The organism is Streptomyces sp. T028 (genome assembly GCF_048159505.1).
GTDB lineage: Bacteria > Actinomycetota > Actinomycetes > Streptomycetales > Streptomycetaceae > Streptomyces.
Genome location: NZ_JBLRVZ010000038.1, coordinates 47,151 through 71,620, shown reverse-complemented (window position 1 = coordinate 71,620; position 24,470 = coordinate 47,151). Strand labels below are relative to the sequence as shown.

The following is a 24,470-nucleotide window of genomic DNA, read 5'->3' as shown; positions in this document are numbered from 1 at the left end:
CCGCGTTCAGCGGGCCACGAGACGGTCCCGTTGATACACCCAGGTCTCCATGGCCTGGCCCGAAGGGCAGCAATTGGGGTCGCCCTCACGATAGAAACTGTCGGTCGCGGTTATCCTTCCGGCCTTCATCCTGGTGACCTTCAGGAAATTGGGCGGTTCGCCGAGCCGTGGTTGTCGGCTTGTCAGAGTCCCGATGACAGAGAGCCGTTGGGAGTCACCGTCAAAGACCAGGATCCCCATGGCCCTCTGCCCCGCAGCGGTGGAGTTGTGATTGGCGCAGAGCACGGGCAACGCGGCTTCGTCACGGTCGTCACCCGTGATGTCGCCGTAGAAGATGTCCTTCGTCATGGCTGCCACGTCCTGTGGCATGTCCGGCTCCGGGCCGTCGAAATCCGACGGGACACTGGTCGCCAGTCCGTTGCGCAAGGAGATCGCCTTCGGGGACTTGCACAGAGATCCGGGGATCTCGATGTTCCGCCAGTCCACGGCCCGCAGATCGAGCGGATCCTCCACCGCCTCACGGAGGGACAGGAACCGCAGGGCCGAGAGGCCCGCCACAGCCACGAGCGCGCACGCCACGAGCGTCCACGCCCCTGCCCGCCGTCTGGAACAGTTCACGATTCGACCTTTCGCTGTGCACAGGCATCTACTTCATGGCGTACGGGAGGCGAAGGCGTGACGGGGATCAGGCGGCCAGCGACGATGGTGCGATGGTCCGTGCTCGGTCGTACAGGTCGCGGGCCGTCGCGTTCTTCAGGTGAGGGCGCAAGAGGCCGAACATCGTCTTCACGCGGTCGTCGGCGCGGCCGGACTGCACCTTGGGGTAGTCGTCGAGGGCCTGGTGCCAGGTGGCGCAGGCAGCTTCCAGGTGGCCGAGTTCCAGCTGCCGCTCTGCCAGCAGGCCACGACGGTGTACTCGTGTGCGCCGGTACACGCTGGGGCGGAGCCGGTCGGCTTGGTGCATGGCTTCGACGGCTCCGGCCTTGTCACCGAGTTCGTAACGGACCTGGCTGACGTGGTAGTTGAGCGAGGAGGGGTCGTACGAGCCGAACGCTTTGCCGCGTGACTCGGCGCGGTCCATGGCCGCCTCTGCTGCCCGGATGTAGCGCAGCGCGCCCGTACGGTCGCCGGTCTGGGCGGCGGCGTGCGCCTGCTGGCCGACGAGGAAGGCCAGCATCCGGGGGCCGGCTTTCGGGGAGGCGGCGGCAGCGGCGTCGGCCAGCTCCATGGCCTTGGCCCCGTGGCGGAGGTCGACTGCCTGGACGCTCATGCCTCGCAGGGTGGTGCAGTACGTCAGGTGGTCCTCGGCCGCGCCCGCCAGTTCCAGGGCCTTGACGTAGTAGCGCTGTGCGAGTCCGTGCAGCCCTTCGTCCACGGCCATGTAGCCGGTGAGGTAGAGCAGGTCCGAGGCGGCGGACAGCATCGCTTTGCGTACGTTCTCGGGTGCGTCGGCGCGCAGGTAGGAGGCCACGGTGTTGACCATGAAGGAGGCCGCCATGGGGCGTGCGTGACGGCCGCCGAACTCGTCGTCCAGCTCCGAGACACGCTCGGTCATGGCGATGACCATGTCCACTTCGTTCATGCCGATGCGAGTCGTGCGGCCGGACTGGACGGCATCGGCACGCCCGACCGCATCAGGCCAGCCGGGAATGGTGACGGCCACGGAGAACAGGCCGGCACCCAGGACGCTGCGGCGGGACGGGTCCATATCCAGCCTCCCCAGGTCGATCACCCCTTCCACGGTATCCGCAGCCGCGGAGGAGCGATCGTGTGGAACGGGCAGTCCGGCCTCGGCATGGGTGACGGGGCGGCCGAGGCGGCGGGAGAGGGCTTCGAGGATGCATCCGCGCACCGCGCCGCGGGGGACGGTGCCGCCGAGCCAGTGGCTCACAGCTGACTCGTCGTAGCGCAGAGGGATTCCGGTCTCGGTGCCGACGCGGTTCAACGCCCTCGCGAACTGGCGGTGAGTCCACCGGCTTTCGGCGAGCAGGCGCCCGAGCGCCACGTTCGGTTCACGCTTGGCCATGCCCTCAACTCCCCATGCCCTTGCGAACTTTCAAGGCTTTCAAGTCCTGGTGCTGCGGCAACGGTACCGCTGAGCGTGATCGTGCGGTTGCGTAGAGGCAGCAAGGGAACGGGGAGACCTCGCCGCAGCCGCCGTCGGAAAGGCTGAGGGATGAGAAGCGAAGCACGGGCCCGTCTGGCCCGGATGACCGAGGAGCGGGGCATGGGCGGGGTGTTGAGGATCGACACCTACGAGAGCGTGGACCTGCCGCCGGGTTCGAACCGGTCATCGCCGTGTCGCTGCCCGCAGCGCCGCACTGCCACGCCTGAGGACGGGGCGGCGAGGCTGAGTGCCGCAGTACGCGAGGTCGACGAGCGCAGCCGTGGAGAGCGGCTGTGAACCGGTTGGCCCCAGCCGTCGGCCGTTACCCCGGACCGCTCCTGATCATCACCATCTCGGAATCGGTCGGCATCGTCCTCAGCGTGGCCGCCGTATCCCCACCCACCTGACTCCTCCCTGTCACGCATCCAGGCTCCCCACCTGTGACGAGGGAGGGCCCGCCGCCGGAAGCGGTGGGCACCCCGCCCGGCTGCCTTCTTCGCAAGGGTCCGGCAGCCGGACGGGTCCAACTCCGCAGCATCCGCCGCGGAGTCCACTGAAAACCGTAAGGGAGAAAACGATGAACGTGGACGAGCTGTTCACCGGCGACCTGATCACCGGCGTCCCGGCCGTCGAGGCCGCGCTGCTCGACAAGATGCCGGGCGGCGGCGACAACAACGGCGACCACTGCAGCAAGTGACCCAGGGCTGACGCCAGGCGGGGCGGGGCCGTACGCGGCCCCGCCCCGCCGCACGACAACAGAAAGGGACCACATGCTGTCGATGCGTCTGCGCCTGTCCGACCTCCAGGAGCCCAAGTGGAGGCCGCAGGGCGGCCGTTGGATCAACGGTGAGAGCTGGATCGAGCCCGCGAACGTGTCCGCGTTGGTCATGGAGGTCAACGACGACCAGGCGCCGCGCGTACGGGTCCGCGTGAAAGAGTGCAAGCGGGACGAAGCCGACTTCGTCGCACTCACCATGGAGCCCGGACAAGCCCGCCTGGCGGCGGGTGTCTTCGGCACAGCCCCGCTCTATCTGACAGAGAAGTCCGGCGAACTGCACGCCACTTGGGACCTGACACTGTTGCGACCGCATATGCGGGCCGAACGCCTCGTGCCGCGCGTTGTCGCCCGCACGCTGACGAGGCAGCACCGCTACACGTCCGAGACGCTCTTCGAAGGCGTCTACCGCCTCACCGAACGGGCAGCGGCCACGTTCACTCTTGCGGGACTCAGCATCCACTACCCCGACCCCGCCGAACACGTACTTGAGCCGCGTACGCCGCGTCCCGGCGTTGATCCACTCGCCGCTCTGGACGAGTTACTGACCGACGTGATCCGCGAGGCCCCGACGGCAACCGGATGCGTGGGCGTCGAACTGTCCGGCGGCGCGGACTCCGGGAACGTCGCCCTGGCCGTGAAAGCATCCCGCTTCCCCGAGGTGTACAGCTTCGGCCTGCTGGTGGGAGGAAGTACAGGCCAGCAGCAGCGCGAGCGGCGCCGGACCCTTGTGGAGCACTGCGGCTTCCGGGACACGGCCACCCCCGCCATGCAGCACCCACCCTTCTGCCCCGGAGGCGTGCGCGCCCTGCGCAAGCCGCATGATCCGGCGGGAGCCTTCTATCAGGAGGCGTTCGACGTCGTACGCGGGCAGGCAGCCGCCCGGCGGTGCGAGGTCATGTTCACGGGCAGCGGCGGGGACGAAGTCAACGCCGCACGCCGACCCGAGGGCCGCCCGGGTAATCGAGCGCCGAGCCACTGAAAGCCCCCCGGACCGCCCACCCGCCCGGGTCGGGGCTCGGGCTCGGGCAGGCCGCCGGCCCAAGGTCGCGCCAACACCCGCGCGTATCTTGGACGCGGCAGGTGGACAGGAGATGAAGGGCGATCAGTCGGTGGCTTTGGGGTGTCCGGTGCCTGCGTAGGTGATCCAGGCAGTGCAGTTGGCGTCGTCGACGAGGTACCAGATGCGGCCGCCCCCGGTGACCTCGTACTGCCAGCGTTCCAGCGTCTGCCCCTTCCAGACTGTGGAGCCAAGCTTACCCTTGAGGCGGTGGTGGCGCTCGGGGTCGTCGGTGGCGCGCGGGGCGGAGCGGATCTTGTCGAAGGCGCGGCGGAGGTTGCCCGCTGCGTGGCGGGAGAGGTGGTCCCATCCGTTGGCGGCCTCGGTGTTGGCGAAGCGTAGGTCGAACTCTTCGCCGACCGGGGGTGGGGCCGCGCGGTCACCGCGTTTGGGGCTCACTCGGTGGTCTCGGCTTCGGGTACGGGGACAGTGCCGAGGTCGCCGTCGGGCTCGCGGGTGAGGATGGCGTGCAGGGCTGGGTCGGCGTAGATCTCGGCACTGTGCCGCCACTGGGCCAGCAGTAGTGCGATGGGAGCCAGGTTCTCCAGCGCAGCAGCCCCACGGGCGGTGTCCACGAGCTCGCCGAGCATTGCGTCGACGTCTTCCTCGGGGAGGAAGACCGACCAGGGCAGAGCGTCTGGCAGGGCCTGGCGCAGTGCGGAGGTGTTCTCGGTGCGGACCAGCCCAGCGAGTAGGCGCGCGGTGAAGTCGACCACGGTGGAGTCCTGCTCCAGCTGGTCGGCACGAATGAGCGCCAGATCGCCCGCGTCGCGTCGGCGCAGGCGCAGTGCGCGGACCGCGTCCAGGCGCCGGGTGGTGGCCGCGGGGTGGTGGAGTAGCTCGCTGAAGGGCACGTCCTCGTAGGCCGTCATCATGACATCCACAGTAGCTCGGATGTCCTGCTCGGGTAGTGGATCGCGGTCAGGGCGCCGCTCGGCAGGCAGGTGATCACGATTACCGCCGCCTGCAGCAAAGTGTGTGCACCGTCTCAGCGACACGCCGTGCTGGCGGCGTGTCGCTGAGACTCTCGCGACACTTCGAGTCCGCTGACCGGATTCGCCAACGGCACGAGTCGGTAAGTTGGCGGGGGCTCCCGGGCGTTTGACGCCAACGCGGACGGCAATGTCAGCGGACGAGCTTTGCGGCAGGTGGCTCGTCGGACTCGCACGCGGCCGGGGCGCGCGTCCGGCCGCTACGGCGCCGCCCGCCGCCCAGCCCCGGCCCTTGGCCGCGCACGCAGCGTCGACGCCGAGGGCGTGCGGCGGATGACTGCGCAGCACGCCTGTTCGAGGGCTCGCTCCTGACAGCGGAACCTCGTGGCACCTGGTGGAAGCGTGCGTACGCTGGGCACGTACCGCCCGTCGAGGCACACCGACAGTGCCGGTCGGACGAGGAGGCGAAACGGAATGGGCGTTGCTATCGACCACACGGGGCCGTGGACCCTCGCCGATGTCCTGGCCCTGCCCGAAGACCGCACCAGCTGTTACGAGTTGCTGGGGGAGTCCCTCGTAATCTCCCCTGCGCCCGGCATCCGCCATCAGCGGGCCACGCTGCGGCTCGCCATGATTCTGCACGCGGCGGCCCAGGCCGCCAAGGCGCCGGTCGAGGTGCTGGAGGCCATCAACGTCATCCTGCCCTCGGGCCTGGTGGTCCCCGATCTCGTGGTGACCGACGCCGGCGCGACCGCCGAGGACGGCGTCAGCGTCGACGCCGACGGCGTGCAGCTTGTGGTCGAACTGGTCTCTCCCGGCAACCGCACGATGGACCGCAAGTTCAAGCCGATGCTGTACGCCGAGGCTGCCATCCCGCACTTCTGGCGACTCGAGTTCGACCCGGCCCCCATGCTCGTCGTCCACGACCTGCAGGGCGGCCGCTACGTGGAGCGGACGACCGCTCTCGCGGGCGCGACCACCCGCCTGGAGATCCCGTTCCCCGTGGAGATCGACCCGGCTGGACTCTCCCGGCAGTAGATGTCGTCTGACGACAACCGGACCGGCCAACCTGCGGTAGATGAGAGCACGGCGAGGCTGTTGATGCTCTACGCGTGCCCGCTCCTTGAGGCTGTGGCCGTCCTCATGGCCTACTTGCACTTTCGGCGGTACGGAAGGGCGGGCGAGTGAGGCGGTTCATGTCGACCGCGGCGGGGAGGGCGGCCGTGCTGCTGCTCTCCCTGTCCGTGGTGCTCTGCGTCGGCGGTGCGCTCTGGGCGTTGTTCACCGACAGCGAGCGGCAACGCGATCTGGCGGAGGGGGTGTTGCGGCTCGCGATGTTTCCCGCGCTGTTCGCAGTCTGTGTGGTCCTCCAGTACCGCGAGGACGTTCAGCGCCGGAACAGCGGTGACCGACGCGGGTCTCCAATGAACCCGCGTCGGGTCGGTCTTCTTGCCACCCGGCCGGGGCGGCTTTCCCTCGGCTGCCTTGTGGTCGGGGTGGCGATCAGCATCGGGGGGACGGTCTGGATGCTGAAGTCATGGGATGAGGGATCGTCGCCGGGGCGCTGGCTTGCGTATGTGGGAGCGGCTGTCATAGCGGCGGGGATTCCCCTGGTGTCCGCTCACCATCGCCAGTCCGGTTCCTGAGAGTCCCTGGGCCCACTGTCGCACCGGCGGTTGGCCCAGTGCCGTCAGCGGCTCATGGCGTACGTGAGGAAGTCGCCCTAGGCGGGGGAGGAGAGGGTGAGGTGGGGGCCGGTGGGGTGCTTGGAGTCGCGGATGTGGATGGTGTGGGGGCAGGTGGCGACCTCTAGGCATTCGCCGCCTCCGCCTGGGCCGACTTCCTCACGTACGTCATGAAGTGAACGTTGGGGCCGCCCGCTTCTTGGCAGTGTCGTGCTTCCGCGGCCCGAGTAAAGGGCGCTCCGCTGCCGCTCCGCGTCGCCTTCGGCGATTCCGCTTCGCTCCACCCTTGACTCGGTCCACTCCAGCACGGGTTGGAAGCGAGCGGGCGGCCCGGAGGAACGGGTGGCCCAGGTGGGGAGGCCCTCCGGTCGGCTGCGTTCTGGGCCGGGGCTGAGGGGCGCGCTCGCGCCTCGCCAGCACGCCGGGACGGCTCAGCGGCCTGCGGCCCGGTGGGTGGAGCGCGCCGGCGCAGTGACGGCACGCCGGGTGGCTCAGCGACTGACGGCCGGTGGGGGCGCACCGGCGGGGTGGCGGCACTCCGGCCGGGCTGGCGGCTTGCGGGCGGTGGAGCACGTCGGCGGGCGCGGGCTGGAGGGCGAAGGCATCGGTCCTGCCTCACTCGTCACAACAGCCTCACCCATTGCGCTCCGAGCGGTAATTGACGAATCAGTCTCACGGGTGATGACTCCGACCTGGGGCTTTGCCGGGTTGGGTGAGACCAATCCAACAATTGGTGGGATGCGGGGCATCGAGTGCTCCTTCCCCCCCCAGCGCCGTCAGTTGCTGAGCCCCCACCTTGGCCGCAGGCCGCTGAGCCGTCCCGGCGTGCTGGCGAGGCGCGAGCGCGCCCCTCAGCCCGGCTCACCTCCTGACGGACCCGAGGGGCTACCCACCTGGGACACCCGCCTTTCCGGGCCGCTCGCTCGCTTCTTCCCCGTGCTGGAGCGAGCCGAGTCAAGGGTGGCCCGCAGGGCCATCGCCGAAGGCGACGCGCAGCGCCCTTTACTCGGGTCGTGGAAGCACGACACTGACAAAGAAGCGGGCGGCCCCCACGTTCACTTCATGGCGTACGTGAGGAAGTCGGCCCAGGCGGGGGCGGAGAGGGTGAGGTGGGGGCCGGTGGGGTTCTTGGAGTCGCGGATGTGGATGGTGTGGGGGCAGGTGGCGGCTTCCACACAATCACCGCCCTCGCCGTCGCTGTAGCTGGACTTGAACCAGTTGAGGTTCTCGCTGTTCATAGCTCCTCCAGCTTCTTCCCGATCAGCCTGCGGGTCTCCCTGGGCGGGAGAGCCATTGCCCGCATGATTCCATAGCGGTCGGCGATCTTCCGGACCTCTTCCGGGTCTGTGATCAGCCGGGGGTATCCCTGTGCCTCGGTGTACGCCACCTGAGGGTGCTTCTTGGGGGCCAACAGGTTGAACGCGCTGCCCAGGTTGGGGTGTTCCTCGACCTTGGTTGGCATCACCTGGATCTCCACGTTCTGCATCTCGCTGACCGTCAGCAGCCGCCGCAACTGCTCCTTGTGGACGTCCCGTCCGCCGATCGGCCGGTCCAGCACGGCCTCCTCGATCACGTAGCTGACGATCGGAGCGGGCCACCGGAAGAAGATTTGCTGCCGAGAGAGCCTGTCAGCCACGCGCTTCTCGATTGTCTCCTCGTCCAGGAAGGGACGCCGTTTGGCGAACACCGCGTGGGCGTGGGCCTCAGTCTGGAGCAGGCCGTGCACCGCGTTGATCGAGTACTGGTGCAGCTCAACCGCCTCCGCCTCCAGCGCTGCGTACCCCCGGTACCACTCCGGATGCCGAGTCCGTACCTTAGCCATCGCCTCCCTCAGTTCAGGGATGGCCTGGAGCAACAGGCCCCCGGCCTCCAGGAGCTCGTCCGCCTTCTCCAGCACCTCCGGCCGAAGTGTCCGTACGCCCCTCTCCATCGCGGAGATGGCGTCCGGGCCGTACCCGACCATCTCGCCGAAGTCCTTCTGCGTGAACCCCTTTCGCTCCCGCAGAAGCTTCAACATCTTGCCCAGGGCCGTCAGCAGCCCTGTCGTGCCGTCGGCCTCCGCCGGTGTCTCCGGCCTGCGTTCGTTCATGACCATGCCTGGCCGCCTTCACTCGACGCCCCGTACATCCATCCATCCGCAGTCGTACGGCAACGGAGAGTCGCGATGTCTCCCCTGGCCAGGGTAAATACAACCGGCCAGGCTCAGTCAGGTGAACTCGGAAATCTCCACCCGGATCCCCACCCCGATTTCTCCCCTAGGGGAGATGGCCCTGCGGCTGAGCTCGACCCCGCGAGGTGCCCGGCTGGCCCGGCGGCTCGCCGCTCAGCAACTCGCGGAGTGGGGGCAGCCGTACGGCAGCGACGCGAACCACGCCGCACAGCAGGTCGTCGCGGAACTCGCCGCCAACGCCGTCACGCACGGCCGCGTACCCGGCCGGGACTTCGAACTGCGGCTGCTGCTCCTCGCGGAGGACACCCTGCGCATCGAGGTGAGCGACACGCGGGGCGACCGCGGGCTGCGGATCGTGCGGGAGCCCGACGCCGAGGGTGGGCGGGGGCTGATCGTCGTCACCGTTCTGGCCGTCGCCTGGGGCGTCGCGGAGCGCGAGGTGGGGAAGACCGTGTGGGCGGAACTGCGACTGCCGGGCGGCGCCGGGCATGCCGATTACCGGTAGGCGGGCGAAGCGAGGAATTATGGGCTCCATGAGCGAGAACGTTTACTTCGACATCACCATCAACGACGAGCCCGCCGGGCGCATCGTCTTCAAGCTGTACGACGACGTCGTGCCCAAGACCGCCCGCAACTTCCGCGAGCTGGCCACCGGCGCGCATGGCTACGGCTACGCCGGTTCGTCCTTCCACCGCGTCATCCCGGACTTCATGCTCCAGGGCGGCGACTTCACCCGCGGTGACGGCACCGGCGGCAAGAGCATCTACGGCGAGAAGTTCGAGGACGAGAACTTCCAGCTCAAGCACACCCGTCCCGGCCTGCTCAGCATGGCCAACGCCGGCCGCAACACCAACGGCTCGCAGTTCTTCATCACCACCATCGTGACCTCCTGGCTGGACGGCAAGCACGTCGTCTTCGGTGAGGTCGTCGAGGGCATGGATGTCGTGAAGACGATCGAGGGCCTCGGCAGCCAGTCCGGCCGCACCTCGGCCAAGGTCACCATCTCGGCCTCCGGCACCGTCTGAGACGTACGCCACACCAGAGGCATCTGAGGCGTGTGTGACGCCTGAGGTGTCCGGGACACCTGCCTTGAGCTGCGGCGGGTGGGGCTCCTTCACCGGACCCCACCCGCCGCAGCCGTTTACGCCCGTTCCCCCTGCCACTGCTTTCTGTAATCGTTCGCGTTCACCCCGTTGACACCCACCGCAGTCGCTTCCTAGGGTCACGCAAGTATTTTTTCGATCAGGTGACGGTATTTCGAACAGTTGAAGGGTGAGTCCCCACCGCCGCTGCCTCGCCTGCATCTGATGCGCCGTCATCCTCTCAACGACGAGAAGAACAAGGAACGAGATCAGCATGCGCAACCGGAGATCCGCTCTCGCCGCCCTCGCCGGAGCGGCCTCTGCCTTGACCCTGTCCGCCTGCGGGCAGCTCGGCGGGGACAGCTCGGGGAACGGCTCGAAGAGCGGCACCATCGGCATCGCCATGCCGACCCGGACCTCGGAGCGCTGGCTCACCGAGGGCAAGAGCATGGTCGAGGACCTGACACATCAGGGCTACAAGACCCAGCTCGTCTACGGCGACGACGACCCCGACACCCAGGTCGCGCAGATCGCGGACCTGGTCAAGAAGGGTGTCGACGCGTTGATCATCGCGGCGATCGACAACAAGTCGCTGAACGACGTCCTCAAGCAGGCCGCGGCCGCGGAGATCCCGGTGATCTCCTACGACCGGCTCATCCTCGGCACGGGGAACGTCGACTACTACGTCTCCTTCGACAACGAGCAGGTCGGCCGGCTCGAGGCCCGCTTCATCATCGAGAAGCTCGGCCTGGAGGACGGCAAGGGCCCGTTCAACATCGAACTGTTCGCCGGTTCCGCCGACGACAACAACACGAAGTACTTCTTCGAGGGTTCGATGGCGCTGCTCCAGCCGTTCATCGACGGTAAGCAGTTGGTCGTCCGTTCCGGGCAGACCGCGCTCGACAAGGTGACCACCCAGCGTTGGGACGGGCCCACCGCGCAGAAGCGGATGAACAGCATCCTCTCCAAGTCGTACGTCGGCGAGCGGGTCGACGCGGTCCTGTCGCCGTACGACGGGATCTCCATCGGCGTCCTGGCGGCGCTGAAGTCGTACGGCTACGGCACCGACAGCAAGCCCTATCCCGTCATCACCGGGCAGGACGCCGAACTTGCCTCGGTGAAGTCGATCATCAAGGGCGAGCAGGCGCAGACCGTCTACAAGGACGTCCGTCAGCTCGGAGAGGTCGCGTCGGAGATGGTCGACTCGATCCTCAGCGGCAGGACGCCGAAGCTGAACAACCGAAGGGACTACAACAACGGCGTCAAGGCGGTCCCGGCCTACCTCCTGCAGCCGACGAGCGTCGACAAGTCCAACTACGAGTACGTCCTGGTCGCTGGCGGCTTCTACACCGCCGCCGAGCTCAAGTAGCCGTCAGCAGCCTCAGTCGGCCTTGCGCAGGATCAGGAAGGCGTGCGGGGTCGTCTCGCCGAGGGCGGGTTCCGGCTGGCGAACCGTGCACGACAGCGGGACGAAGCCGGCCGCCGTGAGCAGCTCGGTCATCGGCTCCGGGCGCCGGCGCAGGAAGTCCAGGGCCACCGGGTGGCCCCAGGGCTGATCGAAGTGCCGGGGCTCGTCGCCGACCTGGAAGCCGAGGAGGAGGGGGCTTCCGGGAGCGAGCACACGGTGGAACTCGGCGAAGAGGGCGGGCAGTTCGTCCCACGGGGTGTGGATGGAGGAGTAGAAGGACAGCACCCCGGCGAGCTGCCCGTCGGGCAGGTCCAGCTTCAGCATCGAGCCCTGTTCGAAGCGGATCCCTGGGTTCTCGCGCCGCGCGATCGCCAGCATCGACTCCGACAGGTCCAGCCCGAAGATGTCGAGCCCCCGCCCGGCGAGGAACCCCGTCGTCCGCCCGGGCCCGCACCCCAGGTCCGCCACCCGGCCTCCCGGGGCGACGAGCTCGGCGTACGCCGTGAGCACGGCCCGCTCCAGCGGCCTCGCGACCAGCTCGTCGCGGTACCGCTCGGCGTAGTCCTCGGCGATGGCGTCGTAGAAGGTGCGGGTGGCGGTGACGAACTCCGGGGCGGCGCAGGTGGGAGTGGTTGTGGCGTCGGTGGTGTCGATGGCGTCGGTCATGAGCGGGGACCCTAGCCAACGGCACTGACAACGACGGCTGCCGACGGTGCTTTCAAGCCAGCCCCGGCATCGAGAAGACGCCGATCACCCTGCTTGGCACCCGGACGAGTGAGTTGCCGCGGGCGAATGGCCGTATCGCTCAGCTGTGACGGCTCAGGTGTGACGCTCAGCTATGACGGCTATTGGAATTCACCGGGAATTCACCGGGAAAGGCAGGAGCCCCGTGCCGGATGGCACGGGGCTCCTTGGGTACTGCTTTCAGACTGCGATCACAGAGGGGATCGTCACACGGGGGTGACGTTCTCCGCCTGCGGACCCTTCGGACCCTGCGTCACGTCGAAGGAGACCTGCTGGTTCTCCTCGAGCGAACGGAAACCCGAGGCGTTGATCGCGGAGTAGTGGACGAAGACGTCGGGGCCGCCGCCTTCCTGGGCGATGAAGCCAAAGCCCTTTTCGGCGTTGAACCACTTCACGGTTCCGGTAGCCATAAGCCCTCCTTGGGCTCAAAGGGTTGCCCTGCTCCAGAACCTGCAAGGTGAAAGCAGTGCCGCACAATGCATACGTCTGAAAATGTCAAGAGCCCGCGGTTACATGCTCCGCAGGCTCTGTACTGCAAGGGAAACCAAACTGCAACTTGCGGCGAGCCTAGCATGCGGGCAGCCGAAAGCAATAGGGGTCAAGATCACGTCACCCGGATGTTTGAACATCCGGTGAAGGGGTTGACCCGGGGGTCGGAGTTCGAAGGGTACTCCACCGGGGCTAGTCTCGCGATGTGGACAAATCTCGCACCCGGCCGCGCGTAGGCCACATCCAGTTCCTGAACTGCCTGCCCCTCTACTGGGGGCTCGCGAGAACCGGCACGCTCCTCGACTTCGAGCTCACCAAGGACACCCCGGAGAAGCTCAGCGAGCAGCTGGTGCAGGGAGACCTCGACATCGGGCCGATCACCCTGGTCGAGTTCCTCAGGAACGCCGACGACCTGGTCGCCTTCCCCGACATCGCGGTCGGCTGCGACGGCCCGGTCATGTCCTGCGTGATCGTCTCGCAGGTCCCGCTGGACGAGCTGGACGGGGCGCGGGTCGCCCTCGGCTCCACGTCCCGCACCTCCGTGCGGCTGGCCCAGCTGCTGCTGGCGGACCGTTTCGGCGTGCGGCCCGACTACTACACGTGCCCGCCCGACCTCAGCCTGATGATGCAGGAGGCGGAGGCGGCCGTACTGATCGGTGACACGGCGCTGCGGGCCAACCTGCTCGACGGTCCGCGCTACGGCCTTCAGGTGCACGACCTCGGCACGCTCTGGAAGGAGTGGACCGGGCTGCCGTTCGTCTTCGCCGTCTGGGCGGCCCGCCGGGACTACCTGGAACGGCAGCCGGTCATCACCCGCGAGGTCCACCAGGCCTTCCTCGCCTCCCGCAACCTCTCCCTGGAGGAGGTCGGCAAGGTCGCCGAGCAGGCGGCCCGCTGGGAGGCCTTCGACGAGCGGGTCCTGGAGCGGTACTTCACCACCCTCGACTTCCGCTTCGGCGCACCCCAACTGAACGCGGTCGCGGAGTTCGCCCGCCGGGTGGGGCCCACGACGGGCTTCCCGGCGGACGTGCGGGTGGAGTTGCTGACGGGCGCGTGAGGGGCTTGAGCGGGCCGGGCGGCTCTTCTCAGGAGCATCACCGCCGCTCGGTCCTTCCGTAACGGCGACTGTCCGTCAGGATCGGTGTCAGCATTGCCCCGGGTGTTGTGGGAGCAGGACGACGCATCGCTCGTGCGACCTGACACGCAGGCGGGGGGAAGGGGAACGTCATGCAGCCGCTCGGAGCCGACGAACCCACGGCCGTCGGGCCCTACCGGCTGCTCGGCCGGCTCGGTTCCGGCGGGATGGGCCGGGTCTATCTGGGACGCAGCGCCGGCGGCCGTACGGTCGCGGTGAAGATCGTGCACCCGCACCTCGCGCTCGACGAGGAGTTCCGCGCCCGCTTCCGGCGCGAGGTCGAGGCCGCGCGCCGGGTCGGCGGCGCCTGGACCGCGCCGGTGCTGGACGCGGACCCGGAGGCGACCGTGCCCTGGGTCGCCACGGCGTACGCGGCCGGTCCCTCGCTCGCCGCGGCCGTCGCCGCCCACGGGCCGCTGCCCGAGCACACCGTACGGGTGCTGGGGGCGGGGCTCGCGGAGGCGCTGGCGGCCGTGCACGAACTGGGGCTGGTGCACCGGGACGTGAAGCCGTCCAACGTGCTGCTCACCGTGGACGGCCCGCTGCTCATCGACTTCGGCATCGCCCGCGCGACGGACGGCACCGCCTCGCTCACCTCGACCGGCGTCTCCGTCGGCTCGCCCGGCTACATGGCCCCCGAGCAGATCCTCGGCAAGGGCGTGTCCGGCGCGGCCGACGTCTTCTCCTTCGGCGCGGTGCTGGCGTACGCGGCGACCGGCGAACCGCCCTTCCCCGGCGACTCGTCGGCCGCGCTGCTCTACAAGGTCGTCCATGAGGAACCCGTGCTCGGGGAGCTGGAGCCGGGGCTGCTGCGGGAGGTCGTCGAGGGCTGCCTGGTCAAGGACCCGTCGGCCCGGCCGGCCCCCGGCGAACTGGCCCGGCGGCTCGCTCCGGAGGGGGCGGCGCGGCTGGTGGCGGGCGGGTGGCTGCCGGGGGCGCTGGTGGAGCAGGTCGGGCGGAGCGCCGTACAGCTGCTGAATCTGGAGGCGGCGGGGGCAGGGGGCGAGGTCTCGGCTTCCGGGCCGGTGGGGTTCAGCCGGGTGGCCGTGGCGGCCGAGCAGCCGGTGACGGTGGGGGAGTTCGGGCCGCCGCCGGTGATGGACGCGGTTCCGGGGCAGGGGCCGGGTCCGGGGCTGGGTCCGGCGACTCCCGTGGACGCGCCCGCGGACGCGCCCGTGCCTCGGCAGGGCGGCGGAGGTGAGGGTCCCGGGAACGAGCGTCCCGGGAACGAGCGTCCAGTGAACGAGCGTCCGGGGAGGGTGTCCGTCACCGTCTCCGCCGCGGCGGCGCCGGGGGAGGGCGGGCGCGGACGGCGGCTGAGCTGCACCGTCGCCCTGGCGGTCGCGGGGGCGCTGGCGGCGGTGACGGTCGGCTCGGTGTTCGTCCTCGACCTGCTGCCGGACGGCGGTGACGCGAACTCCGACGCCGGGAGCGGTGCGTACTCCGCGGCGCCCACGGCCGAGCAGAGCCCCGCCGACGGCGGGACGTCCGGCGCCCTGCCGGCACGCTACGTCGGCACCTGGGAGGGCGAGGGCACCGGACTCGGCGGCACGCTCCCCATGGGCACCTTCCGGGTGACCCTGAGCCAGGCCGCTGTGGGCGAGAAGGTGGGCGAGCTGCGGCAGACCGATGTGCTCGGCGGGGTGTGCGTCGACGTGCTGACGCTGAAGAAGGTGACCGCGAAGGAGGTCGTCGCCGGCTCGGTGGGCGCGAAGTCGAACCACTCCGGCTGCAACCCCGACCCGCACACGATCCGCTTCACCCCGACCGGCGACGACCTCACCTACAAGTCCGACAGCAGCGCGGAGGGCAACCCGACGGCGCGCCTGTCCAAGGTGGGGTAGGGGACGGCCGATGACGACACCTCCCTCCACCCTCACCCTGGTCGCCTTCGCCGCTCTGTGGGGCGCGCTGGCCGGGGCACTCCTGCCGCGGCCCGCCCACCGCTTCTCGGTCCCGTCGGAGCAGGCGGGCGAGGGGTGGCGCGGCACCTGTCCGACGGGGCACCCGTTGCGCGGGTGGCTCGGGCGGGCCAGCTGCGGAGAGTGCGGGCCCTGCGGACCGTCGTACGCCCCCGGCGCGCTCCTCCTCCCCACGGTCACCGCGCTCCTCTGCGCGGCTCTGGCCGCGGCCACCGGGATCCGCCCGGAACTGGCCGTATGGCTGCTGCTGGCGCCGGCGGGGGTGCTGCTGGCGGTCGTCGACGTACGGGTCCAACGGCTGCCCGACCCCCTCACCCTGCCCCTCGCGGCAGCCGCCCTGGCCCTCCTCGGCGCGGCCGTGCTGCTGCCCGAGCACGCCGGAAGCTGGACGACGGCCCTCCTGGGCTCCCTGGCCCTCGCCGCGGGCCATCTCGTCCTGCATCTCATCAACCCCGGCGGCCTGGCCTTCGGCGACGTGAAACTGGCCCTCGGGACCGGCGCCGTCCTCGGCTGGTACGGCTGGCCCACGCTCATGCTGGGCACCTTCGCCGCCTTCCTCCTCGGTGCCCTCTACGGCATGACCCTCGCCCTCGTCGGCCGCGCCACCCGCCGCAGCACCGTCCCCTTCGGCCCGTTCATGCTCACGGGAGCCTTTCTGGGCCTGCTGATCGGCGCGTACGCGGCCTGAGGTGAGGTGGGGGAAACCGCTGGCGTAGGCTGGTTCGGTCCTTCCACAACCCTTGACGAAAGGGACGCTGCCGGTGACCGAGAAGGCCGACCTCCAGTCTGTGCTCGACCGCGCCGCCGAGGGTGGGCGGATCACCCCGGAGGAGGCGCTCGACCTCTACCGCGACGCGCCCCTGCACGCCCTGGGCGCCGCCGCCGACGCCGTACGCCGCCGTAAGTACGCCGGGACCGAGCACATCGCGACGTACATCATCGAGCGGAACATCAACTACACGAACGTGTGCGTCACGGCGTGCAAGTTCTGCGCGTTCTACGCCGCCCCCAAGGACACGGCCAAGGGCTGGACCCGCGACCTCGACGACATCCTGCGCCGCTGTGCCGAGACCGTCGAACTCGGAGGCACCCAGATCATGTTCCAGGGCGGCCACCACCCCGACTACGGCGTCGAGTACTACGAGAAGCACTTCTCCGCCATCAAGGAGGCCTACCCCCAGCTGGTGATCCACTCGCTGGGCGCCTCCGAGGTCGAGCACATGGCCCGGATCTCCGGAGTGCCGGTCGAGGAGGCCATCACCCGTATTCACGCGGCCGGCCTCGACTCCTTCGCCGGCGCGGGCGCGGAACTGCTTCCCGCACGCCCCCGCAAGGCCATCGCGCCCCTCAAGGAGTCCGGCGAGCGCTGGCTGGAGATCATGGAGACCGCGCACAAACTGGGCGTCGAGTCCACGTCCACCATGCTCATGGGCACCGGCGAGACCAACGCCGAGCGTATCGAGCACCTGCGGATGATCCGTGACGTACAGGACCGGACGGGCGGCTTCCGCGCCTTCATCCCGTACACCTACCAGCCCGAGAACAACCACCTGAAGGGCCGTACGCAGGCGACCCTCTTCGAGTACCTGCGGATGATCGCCGTCGCGCGTCTCTTCATGGACAACATCCAGCACATCCAGGGGTCCTGGCTCACCACCGGCAAGGAGGTCGGCCAGCTCTCCCTGCACTACGGCGCGGACGACCTCGGCTCGATCATGCTGGAGGAGAACGTCGTCTCCTCGGCCGGCGCCAAGCACCGCTCCAACCGCCTGGAGATCATCGACCTGATCCGCAAGGCGGGCCGGGTCCCGGCGCAGCGCTCGACGACCTACGAGCACCTCGTCGTCCACGACGACCCCGCGAACGACCCCGTCGACGAGCGCGTGATGTCCCACATCTCCTCGACGGCCATCGAAGGCGGCACGGCCCACCCGGAGTTGAAGCTGCTCGCTTCCAACTAGGGCCTTCCTTCGGCATGCTGACGATTCACACCGCCGACCTGCTGGTGTTCGGCGATCCGAAGCGGCCTTCCCTGCCCGGCGGCGCGGTAGTGGTCGAGGGCAGGGAGATCGCCGCCGTCGGCCTGTACGAGGAGCTGGCGGACGCGCGTCCGACCGCCCGTGTGCGGCGCTGGCCGGGGCTCCTGGCTCCCGGGCTGCTGAACCCGTACGGCCCCGAACTCCTTGAGCAGGCCTACCATCCGGACCCGCGTGAGGCCGACGAGCTGGGCACCGAGCCGCTCACGGGCGCGGCCCTCGCGGCCCTGCCGATGACCGACGCCCGCTGGGGCGCGAGTGCGCGGCGGGGTGTACAGCGGCTGCTGGCCCACGGGACCGTGGCGGTCGCCGGAGACCTGTGGCGGCCCGGCGTGGTGGACGCCGTGCGCCGGGCGGGGTTGAGCATCGAGGAGCGGTTCGAGGACCCCGCGGGCCCGCCGGGTCTCGACCCGCTGGTCGGACGGAGCCTGGCGGACGCCGTCCTGATGCCCCTGTTTCCGCTCGCCGCCATGCCCGCCACCTTCACGGTCTTCGACGCGGAGGACGAGGCGACGTTGACGGCGAAGGGCGCGTCCTGCTGTGTGGCGACGGTGATCGAGGGCAGATTGCTGTACCGGTCCAGGTGAGGCTTCCGGCCTGCCACAGAACTCCCCTCCCCCTACCCCGAGAACGCCTCGGCGAACGCCCCCGAACTCTGCTCCACCCCACTGCAGTTGGTCAGCGCATCATCCGTATCCGTCCCGTCCTCACACTGCTGATCCCGAAACGTCGCCCACATCGAAACCCACGCGATCCCCTTCTCCGCGGCGAACTCCCGCACCTCGGCCGCATCGGCCAGCGTGAACGTCTCGTTGTCCACGTCATTCGTGCCGATCATCGAGGTGAGCGCCATCCCCTTCCACGCGGTCTCGTCCGACGTCCCGAAGACGTCCCTCAACTGCTCCTGCGCCGCCTTCGCCGAGGTGATCGCGTATGCCCCCATGTCCCCGGTGTACGACTCGCCGTAGTTCATCGTCATCAGATTGACCGTGGAGACCTGGACGTCGTACTTGTTCGCGGACTCCAGCAGCGCGAGCCCGTCGTCGTCCAGCCCTGACGGCATCACCGGGAGGGTGAAGGAGACCTCCAGGTCGGACCGCTCCTCCTGGAGCAGCGCGATCGCCTTGGAGCGCAGGGCGACCGAGTCCGAGTCGGTCAGCTCGTCGCCCTCGATGTCGAAGTCGGCCTGGGTGGAGCCGGCCGCGTCCAGGGCCGCGCCGTAGGCGTTCGCCAGCGCCGACGCGCTGTCGCAGGTGGACGCCAGCTCCTTGCCGGAGGCCCCGCCGAAGGAGACGCGGACCGTGGCCCCGGAATCGGTGAGCGCCGAGATACGGGAGGTGACCGCCGAGTCGTCGACGGCATCCGTGCCGTTCCACTTCGCCGTACAGCTGCTGCCGTCGGAGATGACGAAGGCCAGGTTGTACGTCACCGGCGAGCCCGCGGAGTCGTTGTCGGAGGCGTCCGACGCACTGACGTACGGCGCGTAGGACGTACCGGACGAAGCCTCCTCCGTGGCGCTCGCGGACGGGGACGACGAGCTCCGATCGGGCGGCTCGGGTGCCGCGTCCGAAGTGCCGTCGGACCCCGCGGAGCACCCCGCCGTGGCCAGGGCAAACAGGCAACTGAGCCCCGCCATCGGCTTCAGGAAACTCCTCATGTGGCATGCACCAGCTCTCGTGATTTGTGTCTCAGGGGAAAATAGGAGTACGTATTTCAAAGGAAAATGTCTCACACAATGCCGCACAAATTTTGGACAGGGAACGTACAGGGGCCTCACGGACACGGCACGGCAAAAACGGACAATCACCCCCTCAAGAGGGGCATTCAACCCTCCCTCATCGAGGGCTGCTCGCGCAGGCTTTCTCAGAGACTCTCAGGAAAGAGACAGGTTAAGGCGTTTCTCATGGGTCTCTCACATGGATTTCCGGGTTCCCGGCACATAAAGACTCCCTAATATCCGGGGAATGCATTCCGAGTCTTCCGAGCCTGCCGTCGATAGTCATGACGCCGTTCGCGGTCGCCGTCGCAAACGCGAGGGCAACGCCGCCGACGGTCCCGTGTTCGTGGACAACTCCGGACGCAGGTCCAAGCTGCTGCGCCGCATCGGCATCCTCCTCGGTGTCGGCTGCCTGGCCTACGCGACCGTCCTCGGCGCCGCCTTCATGGGCTGGGGCACCTCCCTCACACCGTCCTCGCTGCTGCCGTTCGGCGGAGACGGCCAGAACCGGCAGGGCCCCGCCGGCGGCATCCGCCCCAACGGGGGCCTGGGCAACGAGATAGGCGCGCCGGGCGGCGCCGGCCGCTCCTCGCTGCCCACCGGCACCGCCTCCCCGTCCGCCTCCGCCTCCGCCAACTGACGGGACCGCCACCACCGCCATGACCACGACGACGACTCCCTCCCGCGGGCGCCGCCGCGCCCCCACCCGTATGAAGCGGGCGGCGGGCAAGGCCGCGGCGCTGCAGAAACCGCGCGTCATCCTCGCCCTGCTGCTTCTGCTCGCGCTGACCAGCGTGATGCTGCTCGACGGCTATCTGCGCGCCGAGGTCGGCGGCGACCAGCGCGTGCGCACCGGCGCCAGCTCCAGCAAGGTCCCGGACGAGGTCCTGGACGGCGGCCCGATCCTCACCTTCCGGGGCGGCCAGGCGACGACCGTGTCCGTCCCGGACAAGACGATCGCGCTCACCTTCGACGACGGCCCCAACCCGACCTGGACGCCGAAGGTCCTGGAGATCCTCCAGGAGTACGACGTACCCGGCACGTTCTTCGTGGTCGGCTCGATGGTGTCCCGCTACCCGAGCATCGTGAAGACGATGGTCGACCAGGGAAATGAGGTGGGCATCCACACCTTCACCCACGTCGACCTCTCCTACCAGAGCGACACCCGCGTCGACCGGGAGATGCAGCAGACCCAGCTCGCGCTCGCGGGCGCCGCCGGTATCACGACCACGCTCTTCCGCGCCCCGTACTCCTCCGAGACGGACGCCATCGACAACTACAGCTGGCCCGTCTACAAGGAGCTCGGCGCGGACGGCTACACCAGCGTCTTCGTCGACACCGACAGCGACGACTGGAAGAAGCCGGGCGTCTCGAAGATCATCAAGTGGGCCACGCCGGACGACGATGAGGGCGCCTCGGTGCTCTTCCACGACGCGGGCGGCGAGCGGTCGCAGACCATCAAGGCGCTGCCGAAGTACATCAAGAAGATGAAGGCGAAGGGGTACACCTTCACCACCATCAGCGGTGTGCTGGAGGAGCAGAACGCCGACGGTCAGCAGGCTTCCGGCTCCGGTGCGGGGGCCGCGGCGGGGCAGCAGGCCGGCCAGCAGCCCGGTGGCGCGCCGAACGGCGAGGGCAACGGGAACGGCACCGGGAACGGCACCGCGAACGGGTACGGCACCGGGATCGGCAACGCCGGCGGCGGTTCGGGCGCGGCGGAGGCCCGCAACCCCCTCCAGGCCGCCCACCGCGAGGCCACCGGAGTCACCCTCTACGAGGGCAAGGCCCTCATCGGGGCGGTCGCGCTCGCCGAGTGGACGGTCCCGGCACTGTCGGTGGGGCTGATGGTCGTGGGCGTGGCCGTCATGGGCCGGTTCGGGATGATGCTCATCCTCGCCCGCCGCCACTACCGGCTGCGCAACAAGCGCCGCTTCAGCTGGGGGCCGACGGTCACCCGGCCGGTGAGCGTGATCGTCCCGGCGTACAACGAGAAGGAGTGCATCGCCAACACCCTTCAGTCGCTGGCGCAGAGCACCCACCCGATCGAGATCATCGTGGTCGACGACGGTTCGACGGACGGTACGTCCGAGATCGCGCGCGACGCGGCCGCCTCGCTCGGCATGAGGAACGTCCGGGTCATCCGGCAGGAGAACGCGGGCAAGCCCGCCGCCCTCAACAACGGGGTCCGCAACGCCAGTTACGACATCGTCATCATGATGGACGGCGACACCGTCTTCGAGCCCGACGCCGTGCACCAGCTGGTGCAGCCGTTCGCGGACCCGAAGGTCGGCGCGGTCGCCGGCAACGCCAAGGTCGGCAACCGCAACACCGTCATCGGCGCCTGGCAGCACATCGAGTACGTGATGGGCTTCAACCTCGACCGCCGTATGTACGACCTGCTGCGCTGCATGCCCACCATCCCCGGCGCGATCGGCGCGTTCCGGCGCGATGCCGTGCTGGAGGTCGGCGGCATGAGCGAGGACACCCTCGCCGAGGACACCGACATCACCATCGCCATGCACCGCGCGGGCTGGCAGGTCGTCTACCAGGAGCACGCCAAGGCCTGGACCGAGGCGCCCGGCTCGCTCAAGCAGCTGTGGTCGCAGCGCTACCGCTGGTCCTACGGCACCATGCAGGCGCTGTGGAAGCACCGCAAGTCGCTGACCGACAAGGGCCCCTCGGGCCGCTTCGGCCGCGTCGGCATGCCGCTGGTGGTCCTCTTCCAGATCGTCACGCCGGTCTTCGCCCCGCTGATCGACGTGTTCACCGTCTACTCGATGATCTTCGTCGACTTCCAGGCGGCCCTGCTGGCCTGGTTCGCGGTCCTCGGCATCCAGCTGGGCTGCGCGGCGTACGCCTTCCGCCTCGACAAGGAGAAGTACCGCTACCTGCTGATGATGCCGCTGCAGCAGCTGGCCTACCGCCAGATGATGTACCTCGTCCTCATCCACTCCTCCATCACCGCCCTCACCGGCGGCCGCCTCCGCTGGCAGAAACTGAAGCGGACCGGCGAGGTCGGCACCCCGGCAGGGGTGAGCGGATGAGCTGGGAACAACAGCAGACGTACGGCTACGACCAGCAGCAATACGGCTACGGCTACGACTACGGGCAACAGCCCCAGTACCCGTACACCTACGAGGACTACGGCCAGCAGCCCCAGCAGCCCCAGCAGCCCCAGCAGCCCCAGTACGCCGAGTACGTCGAGTACGCCCAGACTCCCGAGGCGACGACCCCACTCCCGGTGATGGACCCCGAGCCGCACCCGGAGCCGCAGCCGGCGGCCGAGGCCGCGATCGCGACCGCTGTGGGCAGTCGTTCCGCAGGGCGATGGGGGTCCCCCCGCTCGAGCGAAGCCGAGAGTGGGGGAGGGTGGGCACAGCCGACAGCACAGGGCACCGACGAAACGGACACCAAGGACCCCAACCCCCCGCCGCCCACAAGAGACCGCTACTTCGACACCCTCAGAGCCCTCGCCCTGATCCGGGTCGTCACCTATCACACCTTCGGCTGGGCCTGGGCCGGCATGGTCTTCCCCTCGATGGGCATCATGTTCGGCCTGGCCGGCACCCTCATGGCCAAGTCCCTGGAGCGCCCGGCCCCGAAGGTGATCAAGAGCCGCCTCCGCCGGCTGCTACCCCCGTTCTGGTTCTGGGGCGTCTTCGTCGTCCTGGCGATGCTGATCCACGACTGGATGCCGAACTGGGAGATCGTCTACTGGATCGTCCCGCTGGGCGACCCCCCGGGCAACGCCTGGGGCGAGCAGGCCTGGGAGATCCTCTGGTACCTGCGCACGTACCTCTGGTTCGTCCTGCTCTCCCCGCTCCTGCTGAGGGTGTTCCGCCTGGCCCCCCTCCCGGTCCTCGCGCTCTCCCTCACGCCCGTCCTCGTGCTGAACTTCGTCTGGTCCGGCCCGGACAACCGGCTGGGCAGCGCCCTGTGGGACCTGTCGACGTACCTCTTCTGCTGGATGCTCGGCTTCGCACACCGCGACGGCGTGCTCCAGAAGCTGAAGCCGGCCCTCGTCGTCGTGCTCTCGCTCGCCGCGGTCGGTTTCGGCGGCTGGTACGCCTTCGCGCACCAGGCGGACTTCGGCACCTACGACCTCGACGAGAACCCCCTCGCGCAGGCCTTCTGGTCGGCGGGCTGTGTGCTGCTGCTGATGTGGGCCAAGTCGTACTTCGGCATCGACTTCGCGTGGCTGACCCGCTTCCGCCGTACGAACCGGATCGTCACCGTCTTCAACGCGCGCGCGGTCACGATCTACCTCTGGCACGAGATCGCCCTGATCCTCGCCGTCCCGCTGATCGACCAGTTCTGGAACGTCCCGGCGTTCGAGAAGTACCTGCCGCTGGAGAGCCAGTGGTTCATGTTCGGCATCGGCTGGGTGCTGATCGCGGTCTTCGTGCTGCTGGCCGGGTGGGTGGAGGACGTGGCGGCGAAGAAGAAGCCGAGGCTGCTGCCCTGAGGGTGTCCTGCCGCGCGCCGAAGCCGTGCTGCAAGAATGGCGAGGTGACCCGCGCTTCCCTGAACAAGCAGCCCCACGAAGTCGCCTCGATGTTCGACCGCGTGGCGGAACGGTACGACCTGACGAACGACGTGCTGTCCCTCGGTCAGGACCGCAGATGGCGCAAGGAGGTCGCGAAGGCGGTCGACGCCCGCCCGGCGCAGAAGGTCCTGGACCTCGCCGCGGGCACGGCCACCTCCTCCCTGCCGTTCGCGGCGACGGGGGCGTACGTCGTCCCCTGCGACTTCTCCCTCGGCATGCTCCAGGTCGGCAAGAAGAAGCACACCTGGCTGCCGTTCACGGCCGGGGACGCGACACGGCTGCCGTTCAAGGACGACACCTTCGACGCCGTCACCATCTCCTTCGGCCTGCGCAACGTGCAGGACACCGACGCGGCCCTGCGCGAGATGTACCGGGTGACCCGGCCCGGCGGACGCGTCGTGATCTGCGAGTTCTCGCACCCGACCTGGGCGCCGTTCCGCACGGTCTACACCGAGTACCTGATGCGCGCCCTGCCTCCGGTGGCCCGCGCGGTCTCCTCGAACCCGGACGCGTACGTCTACCTCGCCGAGTCCATCCGCGCCTGGCCCGACCAGCCCGCGCTCGCCGAGCTGCTCCGCAAGGCCGGCTGGTCCCGGGTCGCCTGGCGCAACCTCACGGGCGGCGTGGTGACCCTCCACCGGGGCTTCAAGCAGGCCTGAGCG

The 24,470-nt window shown here is 69.1% G+C and carries 26 protein-coding genes; 16 read left to right on the top strand and 10 right to left on the bottom strand.

The genetic code is table 11. From position 1 onward, the window contains the following. Positions 1-6: 6 nt before the first annotated feature. Both ACLZN2_RS33595 and ACLZN2_RS33590 read right to left on the bottom strand, forming a co-directional pair. Positions 7-513 (bottom strand): hypothetical protein, encoded by a 507-nt coding sequence (locus ACLZN2_RS33595; protein ID WP_416983181.1) that lies wholly within the window; start codon positions 511-513, stop codon positions 7-9. A 172-nt stretch (positions 514-685) separates the two neighbouring features. Then, positions 686-2,026, bottom strand: coding sequence for a tetratricopeptide repeat protein (locus ACLZN2_RS33590; RefSeq protein WP_416983180.1), 1,341 nt, complete (start codon positions 2,024-2,026; stop codon positions 686-688). A 150-nt stretch (positions 2,027-2,176) separates the two neighbouring features. On the opposite strand from ACLZN2_RS33590, the gene ACLZN2_RS33585 reads away from it, so the two are divergent. Then, on the top strand, positions 2,177-2,404 hold the full coding sequence (locus ACLZN2_RS33585; RefSeq protein WP_416983179.1) for a hypothetical protein: 228 nt from the start codon (positions 2,177-2,179) through the stop codon (positions 2,402-2,404). Between the two features lie 473 nt (positions 2,405-2,877). Continuing rightward, positions 2,878-3,864, top strand: a complete 987-nt coding sequence (locus ACLZN2_RS33580) for an asparagine synthase-related protein (protein ID WP_416983178.1) — start codon at positions 2,878-2,880, stop codon at positions 3,862-3,864. Between the two features lie 123 nt (positions 3,865-3,987). On the opposite strand, the gene ACLZN2_RS33575 is transcribed toward ACLZN2_RS33580, so the two are convergent. Beyond that, entirely contained in the window at positions 3,988-4,341 is a 354-nt protein-coding gene (locus ACLZN2_RS33575; protein WP_416983177.1) for a hypothetical protein, read from the bottom strand. After that, positions 4,338-4,817, bottom strand: a complete 480-nt coding sequence (locus ACLZN2_RS33570; protein ID WP_416983176.1) for a hypothetical protein — start codon at positions 4,815-4,817, stop codon at positions 4,338-4,340. The genes ACLZN2_RS33575 and ACLZN2_RS33570 overlap by 4 nt, the downstream gene beginning before the upstream one ends. 531 nt (positions 4,818-5,348) lie before the next feature. On the opposite strand from ACLZN2_RS33570, the gene ACLZN2_RS33565 reads away from it, so the two are divergent. Next, the gene (locus tag ACLZN2_RS33565) at positions 5,349-5,912 is read left to right on the top strand and encodes a Uma2 family endonuclease (RefSeq protein ID WP_416983175.1); all 564 of its coding nucleotides are present in this window, start codon (positions 5,349-5,351) and stop codon (positions 5,910-5,912) included. 185 nt (positions 5,913-6,097) lie between these two features. Next, positions 6,098-6,520 carry a hypothetical protein gene (locus ACLZN2_RS33560; RefSeq protein ID WP_416983174.1) on the top strand — a complete coding sequence of 141 codons (423 nt, stop codon included), beginning with the start codon at positions 6,098-6,100 and terminating at the stop codon, positions 6,518-6,520. Positions 6,521-6,597: 77 nt separating this feature from the next. Here the strand turns inward: ACLZN2_RS33560 and ACLZN2_RS33555 are convergent, their stop codons facing one another. From ACLZN2_RS33555 to ACLZN2_RS33545, 3 genes are all read right to left on the bottom strand, one after another. Then, positions 6,598-6,843 carry a DUF397 domain-containing protein gene (locus tag ACLZN2_RS33555; protein ID WP_416983173.1) on the bottom strand — a complete coding sequence of 82 codons (246 nt, stop codon included), beginning with the start codon at positions 6,841-6,843 and terminating at the stop codon, positions 6,598-6,600. Positions 6,844-7,614: 771 nt separating this feature from the next. Next, positions 7,615-7,797, bottom strand: a complete 183-nt coding sequence (locus ACLZN2_RS33550) for a DUF397 domain-containing protein (protein ID WP_416983172.1) — start codon at positions 7,795-7,797, stop codon at positions 7,615-7,617. Further along, the gene (locus tag ACLZN2_RS33545; RefSeq protein ID WP_416983315.1) at positions 7,794-8,648 is read right to left on the bottom strand and encodes a helix-turn-helix domain-containing protein; all 855 of its coding nucleotides are present in this window, start codon (positions 8,646-8,648) and stop codon (positions 7,794-7,796) included. Before ACLZN2_RS33545 ends, ACLZN2_RS33550 begins: the two co-directional genes overlap by 4 nt. A gap of 121 nt (positions 8,649-8,769) precedes the next feature. On the opposite strand from ACLZN2_RS33545, the gene ACLZN2_RS33540 reads away from it, so the two are divergent. The 3 genes from ACLZN2_RS33540 (at position 8,770) to chvE (ending at position 11,180) form a co-directional block, all read left to right on the top strand. Further along, on the top strand, positions 8,770-9,234 hold the full coding sequence (locus tag ACLZN2_RS33540) for an ATP-binding protein (RefSeq protein ID WP_416983171.1): 465 nt from the start codon (positions 8,770-8,772) through the stop codon (positions 9,232-9,234). Between the two features lie 28 nt (positions 9,235-9,262). Beyond that, positions 9,263-9,754, top strand: a complete 492-nt coding sequence (locus ACLZN2_RS33535) for a peptidylprolyl isomerase (protein ID WP_416983170.1) — start codon at positions 9,263-9,265, stop codon at positions 9,752-9,754. 331 nt (positions 9,755-10,085) lie between these two features. Beyond that, positions 10,086-11,180 carry a multiple monosaccharide ABC transporter substrate-binding protein gene (gene chvE, locus ACLZN2_RS33530; RefSeq protein ID WP_416983169.1) on the top strand — a complete coding sequence of 365 codons (1,095 nt, stop codon included), beginning with the start codon at positions 10,086-10,088 and terminating at the stop codon, positions 11,178-11,180. A 12-nt stretch (positions 11,181-11,192) separates the two neighbouring features. Here chvE and ACLZN2_RS33525 read toward each other — a convergent pair whose 3' ends face one another. Beyond that, positions 11,193-11,885 carry a class I SAM-dependent methyltransferase gene (locus ACLZN2_RS33525; protein WP_416983168.1) on the bottom strand — a complete coding sequence of 231 codons (693 nt, stop codon included), beginning with the start codon at positions 11,883-11,885 and terminating at the stop codon, positions 11,193-11,195. Positions 11,886-12,169: 284 nt separating this feature from the next. Beyond that, positions 12,170-12,373 (bottom strand): cold-shock protein, encoded by a 204-nt coding sequence (locus tag ACLZN2_RS33520; protein WP_003992177.1) that lies wholly within the window; start codon positions 12,371-12,373, stop codon positions 12,170-12,172. Between the two features lie 284 nt (positions 12,374-12,657). Here ACLZN2_RS33520 and ACLZN2_RS33515 point away from each other — a divergent pair, with 284 nt between their 5' ends. The 5 genes from ACLZN2_RS33515 (at position 12,658) to ACLZN2_RS33495 (ending at position 18,132) form a co-directional block, all read left to right on the top strand. Further along, positions 12,658-13,509 carry a menaquinone biosynthetic enzyme MqnA/MqnD family protein gene (locus tag ACLZN2_RS33515; protein ID WP_416983167.1) on the top strand — a complete coding sequence of 284 codons (852 nt, stop codon included), beginning with the start codon at positions 12,658-12,660 and terminating at the stop codon, positions 13,507-13,509. A 170-nt stretch (positions 13,510-13,679) separates the two neighbouring features. After that, positions 13,680-15,431 carry a serine/threonine-protein kinase gene (locus tag ACLZN2_RS33510; RefSeq protein ID WP_416983166.1) on the top strand — a complete coding sequence of 584 codons (1,752 nt, stop codon included), beginning with the start codon at positions 13,680-13,682 and terminating at the stop codon, positions 15,429-15,431. 10 nt (positions 15,432-15,441) lie between these two features. Next, positions 15,442-16,197, top strand: coding sequence for a prepilin peptidase (locus ACLZN2_RS33505; protein WP_416983165.1), 756 nt, complete (start codon positions 15,442-15,444; stop codon positions 16,195-16,197). Between the two features lie 73 nt (positions 16,198-16,270). After that, positions 16,271-17,470 carry a cyclic dehypoxanthinyl futalosine synthase gene (gene mqnC / locus ACLZN2_RS33500; RefSeq protein ID WP_416983164.1) on the top strand — a complete coding sequence of 400 codons (1,200 nt, stop codon included), beginning with the start codon at positions 16,271-16,273 and terminating at the stop codon, positions 17,468-17,470. Between the two features lie 14 nt (positions 17,471-17,484). Continuing rightward, complete coding sequence (locus ACLZN2_RS33495) at positions 17,485-18,132, top strand: hypothetical protein (protein WP_416983163.1); 648 nt, start codon at positions 17,485-17,487, stop codon at positions 18,130-18,132. A gap of 32 nt (positions 18,133-18,164) precedes the next feature. On the opposite strand, the gene ACLZN2_RS33490 is transcribed toward ACLZN2_RS33495, so the two are convergent. Further along, positions 18,165-19,202: a chitinase gene (locus tag ACLZN2_RS33490; protein ID WP_416983162.1), complete on the bottom strand. Its 1,038-nt coding sequence runs from the start codon at positions 19,200-19,202 to the stop codon at positions 18,165-18,167. Positions 19,203-19,509: 307 nt separating this feature from the next. On the opposite strand from ACLZN2_RS33490, the gene ACLZN2_RS33485 reads away from it, so the two are divergent. From ACLZN2_RS33485 to ACLZN2_RS33470, 4 genes are read left to right on the top strand one after another with little or no spacing between them, the layout of a single operon-like run. Beyond that, complete coding sequence (locus ACLZN2_RS33485; RefSeq protein WP_416983161.1) at positions 19,510-19,902, top strand: hypothetical protein; 393 nt, start codon at positions 19,510-19,512, stop codon at positions 19,900-19,902. A gap of 19 nt (positions 19,903-19,921) precedes the next feature. Then, positions 19,922-22,306, top strand: coding sequence for a bifunctional polysaccharide deacetylase/glycosyltransferase family 2 protein (locus ACLZN2_RS33480; RefSeq protein WP_416983160.1), 2,385 nt, complete (start codon positions 19,922-19,924; stop codon positions 22,304-22,306). Continuing rightward, a complete protein-coding gene (locus ACLZN2_RS33475) occupies positions 22,303-23,727 on the top strand; it encodes an acyltransferase family protein (protein ID WP_416983159.1) in 1,425 nt (474 codons plus the stop codon). Before ACLZN2_RS33480 ends, ACLZN2_RS33475 begins: the two co-directional genes overlap by 4 nt. Before the next feature lie 44 nt (positions 23,728-23,771). Further along, positions 23,772-24,467 (top strand): demethylmenaquinone methyltransferase, encoded by a 696-nt coding sequence (locus ACLZN2_RS33470; RefSeq protein ID WP_416983158.1) that lies wholly within the window; start codon positions 23,772-23,774, stop codon positions 24,465-24,467. The last annotated feature ends 3 nt before the right edge of the window (positions 24,468-24,470 follow it).

Bases quoted from the DNA above. Each gene is read 5' to 3' on its own strand.
- ACLZN2_RS33590 (WP_416983180.1), bottom strand. From the start codon at position 2,026: ATGGCCAAGCGTGAACCGAACGTGGCGCTCGGGCGCCTGCTCGCCGAA.
- ACLZN2_RS33585 (WP_416983179.1), top strand. From the start codon at position 2,177: ATGAGAAGCGAAGCACGGGCCCGTCTGGCCCGGATGACCGAGGAGCGG.
- ACLZN2_RS33580 (WP_416983178.1), top strand. From the start codon at position 2,878: ATGCTGTCGATGCGTCTGCGCCTGTCCGACCTCCAGGAGCCCAAGTGG.
- ACLZN2_RS33570 (WP_416983176.1), bottom strand. From the start codon at position 4,817: ATGATGACGGCCTACGAGGACGTGCCCTTCAGCGAGCTACTCCACCAC.
- ACLZN2_RS33565 (WP_416983175.1), top strand. From the start codon at position 5,349: ATGGGCGTTGCTATCGACCACACGGGGCCGTGGACCCTCGCCGATGTC.
- ACLZN2_RS33550 (WP_416983172.1), bottom strand. From the start codon at position 7,797: ATGAACAGCGAGAACCTCAACTGGTTCAAGTCCAGCTACAGCGACGGC.
- ACLZN2_RS33545 (WP_416983315.1), bottom strand. From the start codon at position 8,648: ATGAACGAACGCAGGCCGGAGACACCGGCGGAGGCCGACGGCACGACA.
- ACLZN2_RS33535 (WP_416983170.1), top strand. From the start codon at position 9,263: ATGAGCGAGAACGTTTACTTCGACATCACCATCAACGACGAGCCCGCC.
- chvE (WP_416983169.1), top strand. From the start codon at position 10,086: ATGCGCAACCGGAGATCCGCTCTCGCCGCCCTCGCCGGAGCGGCCTCT.
- ACLZN2_RS33525 (WP_416983168.1), bottom strand. From the start codon at position 11,885: ATGACCGACGCCATCGACACCACCGACGCCACAACCACTCCCACCTGC.
- ACLZN2_RS33520 (WP_003992177.1), bottom strand. From the start codon at position 12,373: ATGGCTACCGGAACCGTGAAGTGGTTCAACGCCGAAAAGGGCTTTGGC.
- ACLZN2_RS33510 (WP_416983166.1), top strand. From the start codon at position 13,680: ATGCAGCCGCTCGGAGCCGACGAACCCACGGCCGTCGGGCCCTACCGG.
- ACLZN2_RS33505 (WP_416983165.1), top strand. From the start codon at position 15,442: ATGACGACACCTCCCTCCACCCTCACCCTGGTCGCCTTCGCCGCTCTG.
- ACLZN2_RS33495 (WP_416983163.1), top strand. From the start codon at position 17,485: ATGCTGACGATTCACACCGCCGACCTGCTGGTGTTCGGCGATCCGAAG.
- ACLZN2_RS33490 (WP_416983162.1), bottom strand. From the start codon at position 19,202: ATGAGGAGTTTCCTGAAGCCGATGGCGGGGCTCAGTTGCCTGTTTGCC.
- ACLZN2_RS33485 (WP_416983161.1), top strand. From the start codon at position 19,510: ATGCATTCCGAGTCTTCCGAGCCTGCCGTCGATAGTCATGACGCCGTT.
- ACLZN2_RS33480 (WP_416983160.1), top strand. From the start codon at position 19,922: ATGACCACGACGACGACTCCCTCCCGCGGGCGCCGCCGCGCCCCCACC.
- ACLZN2_RS33475 (WP_416983159.1), top strand. From the start codon at position 22,303: ATGAGCTGGGAACAACAGCAGACGTACGGCTACGACCAGCAGCAATAC.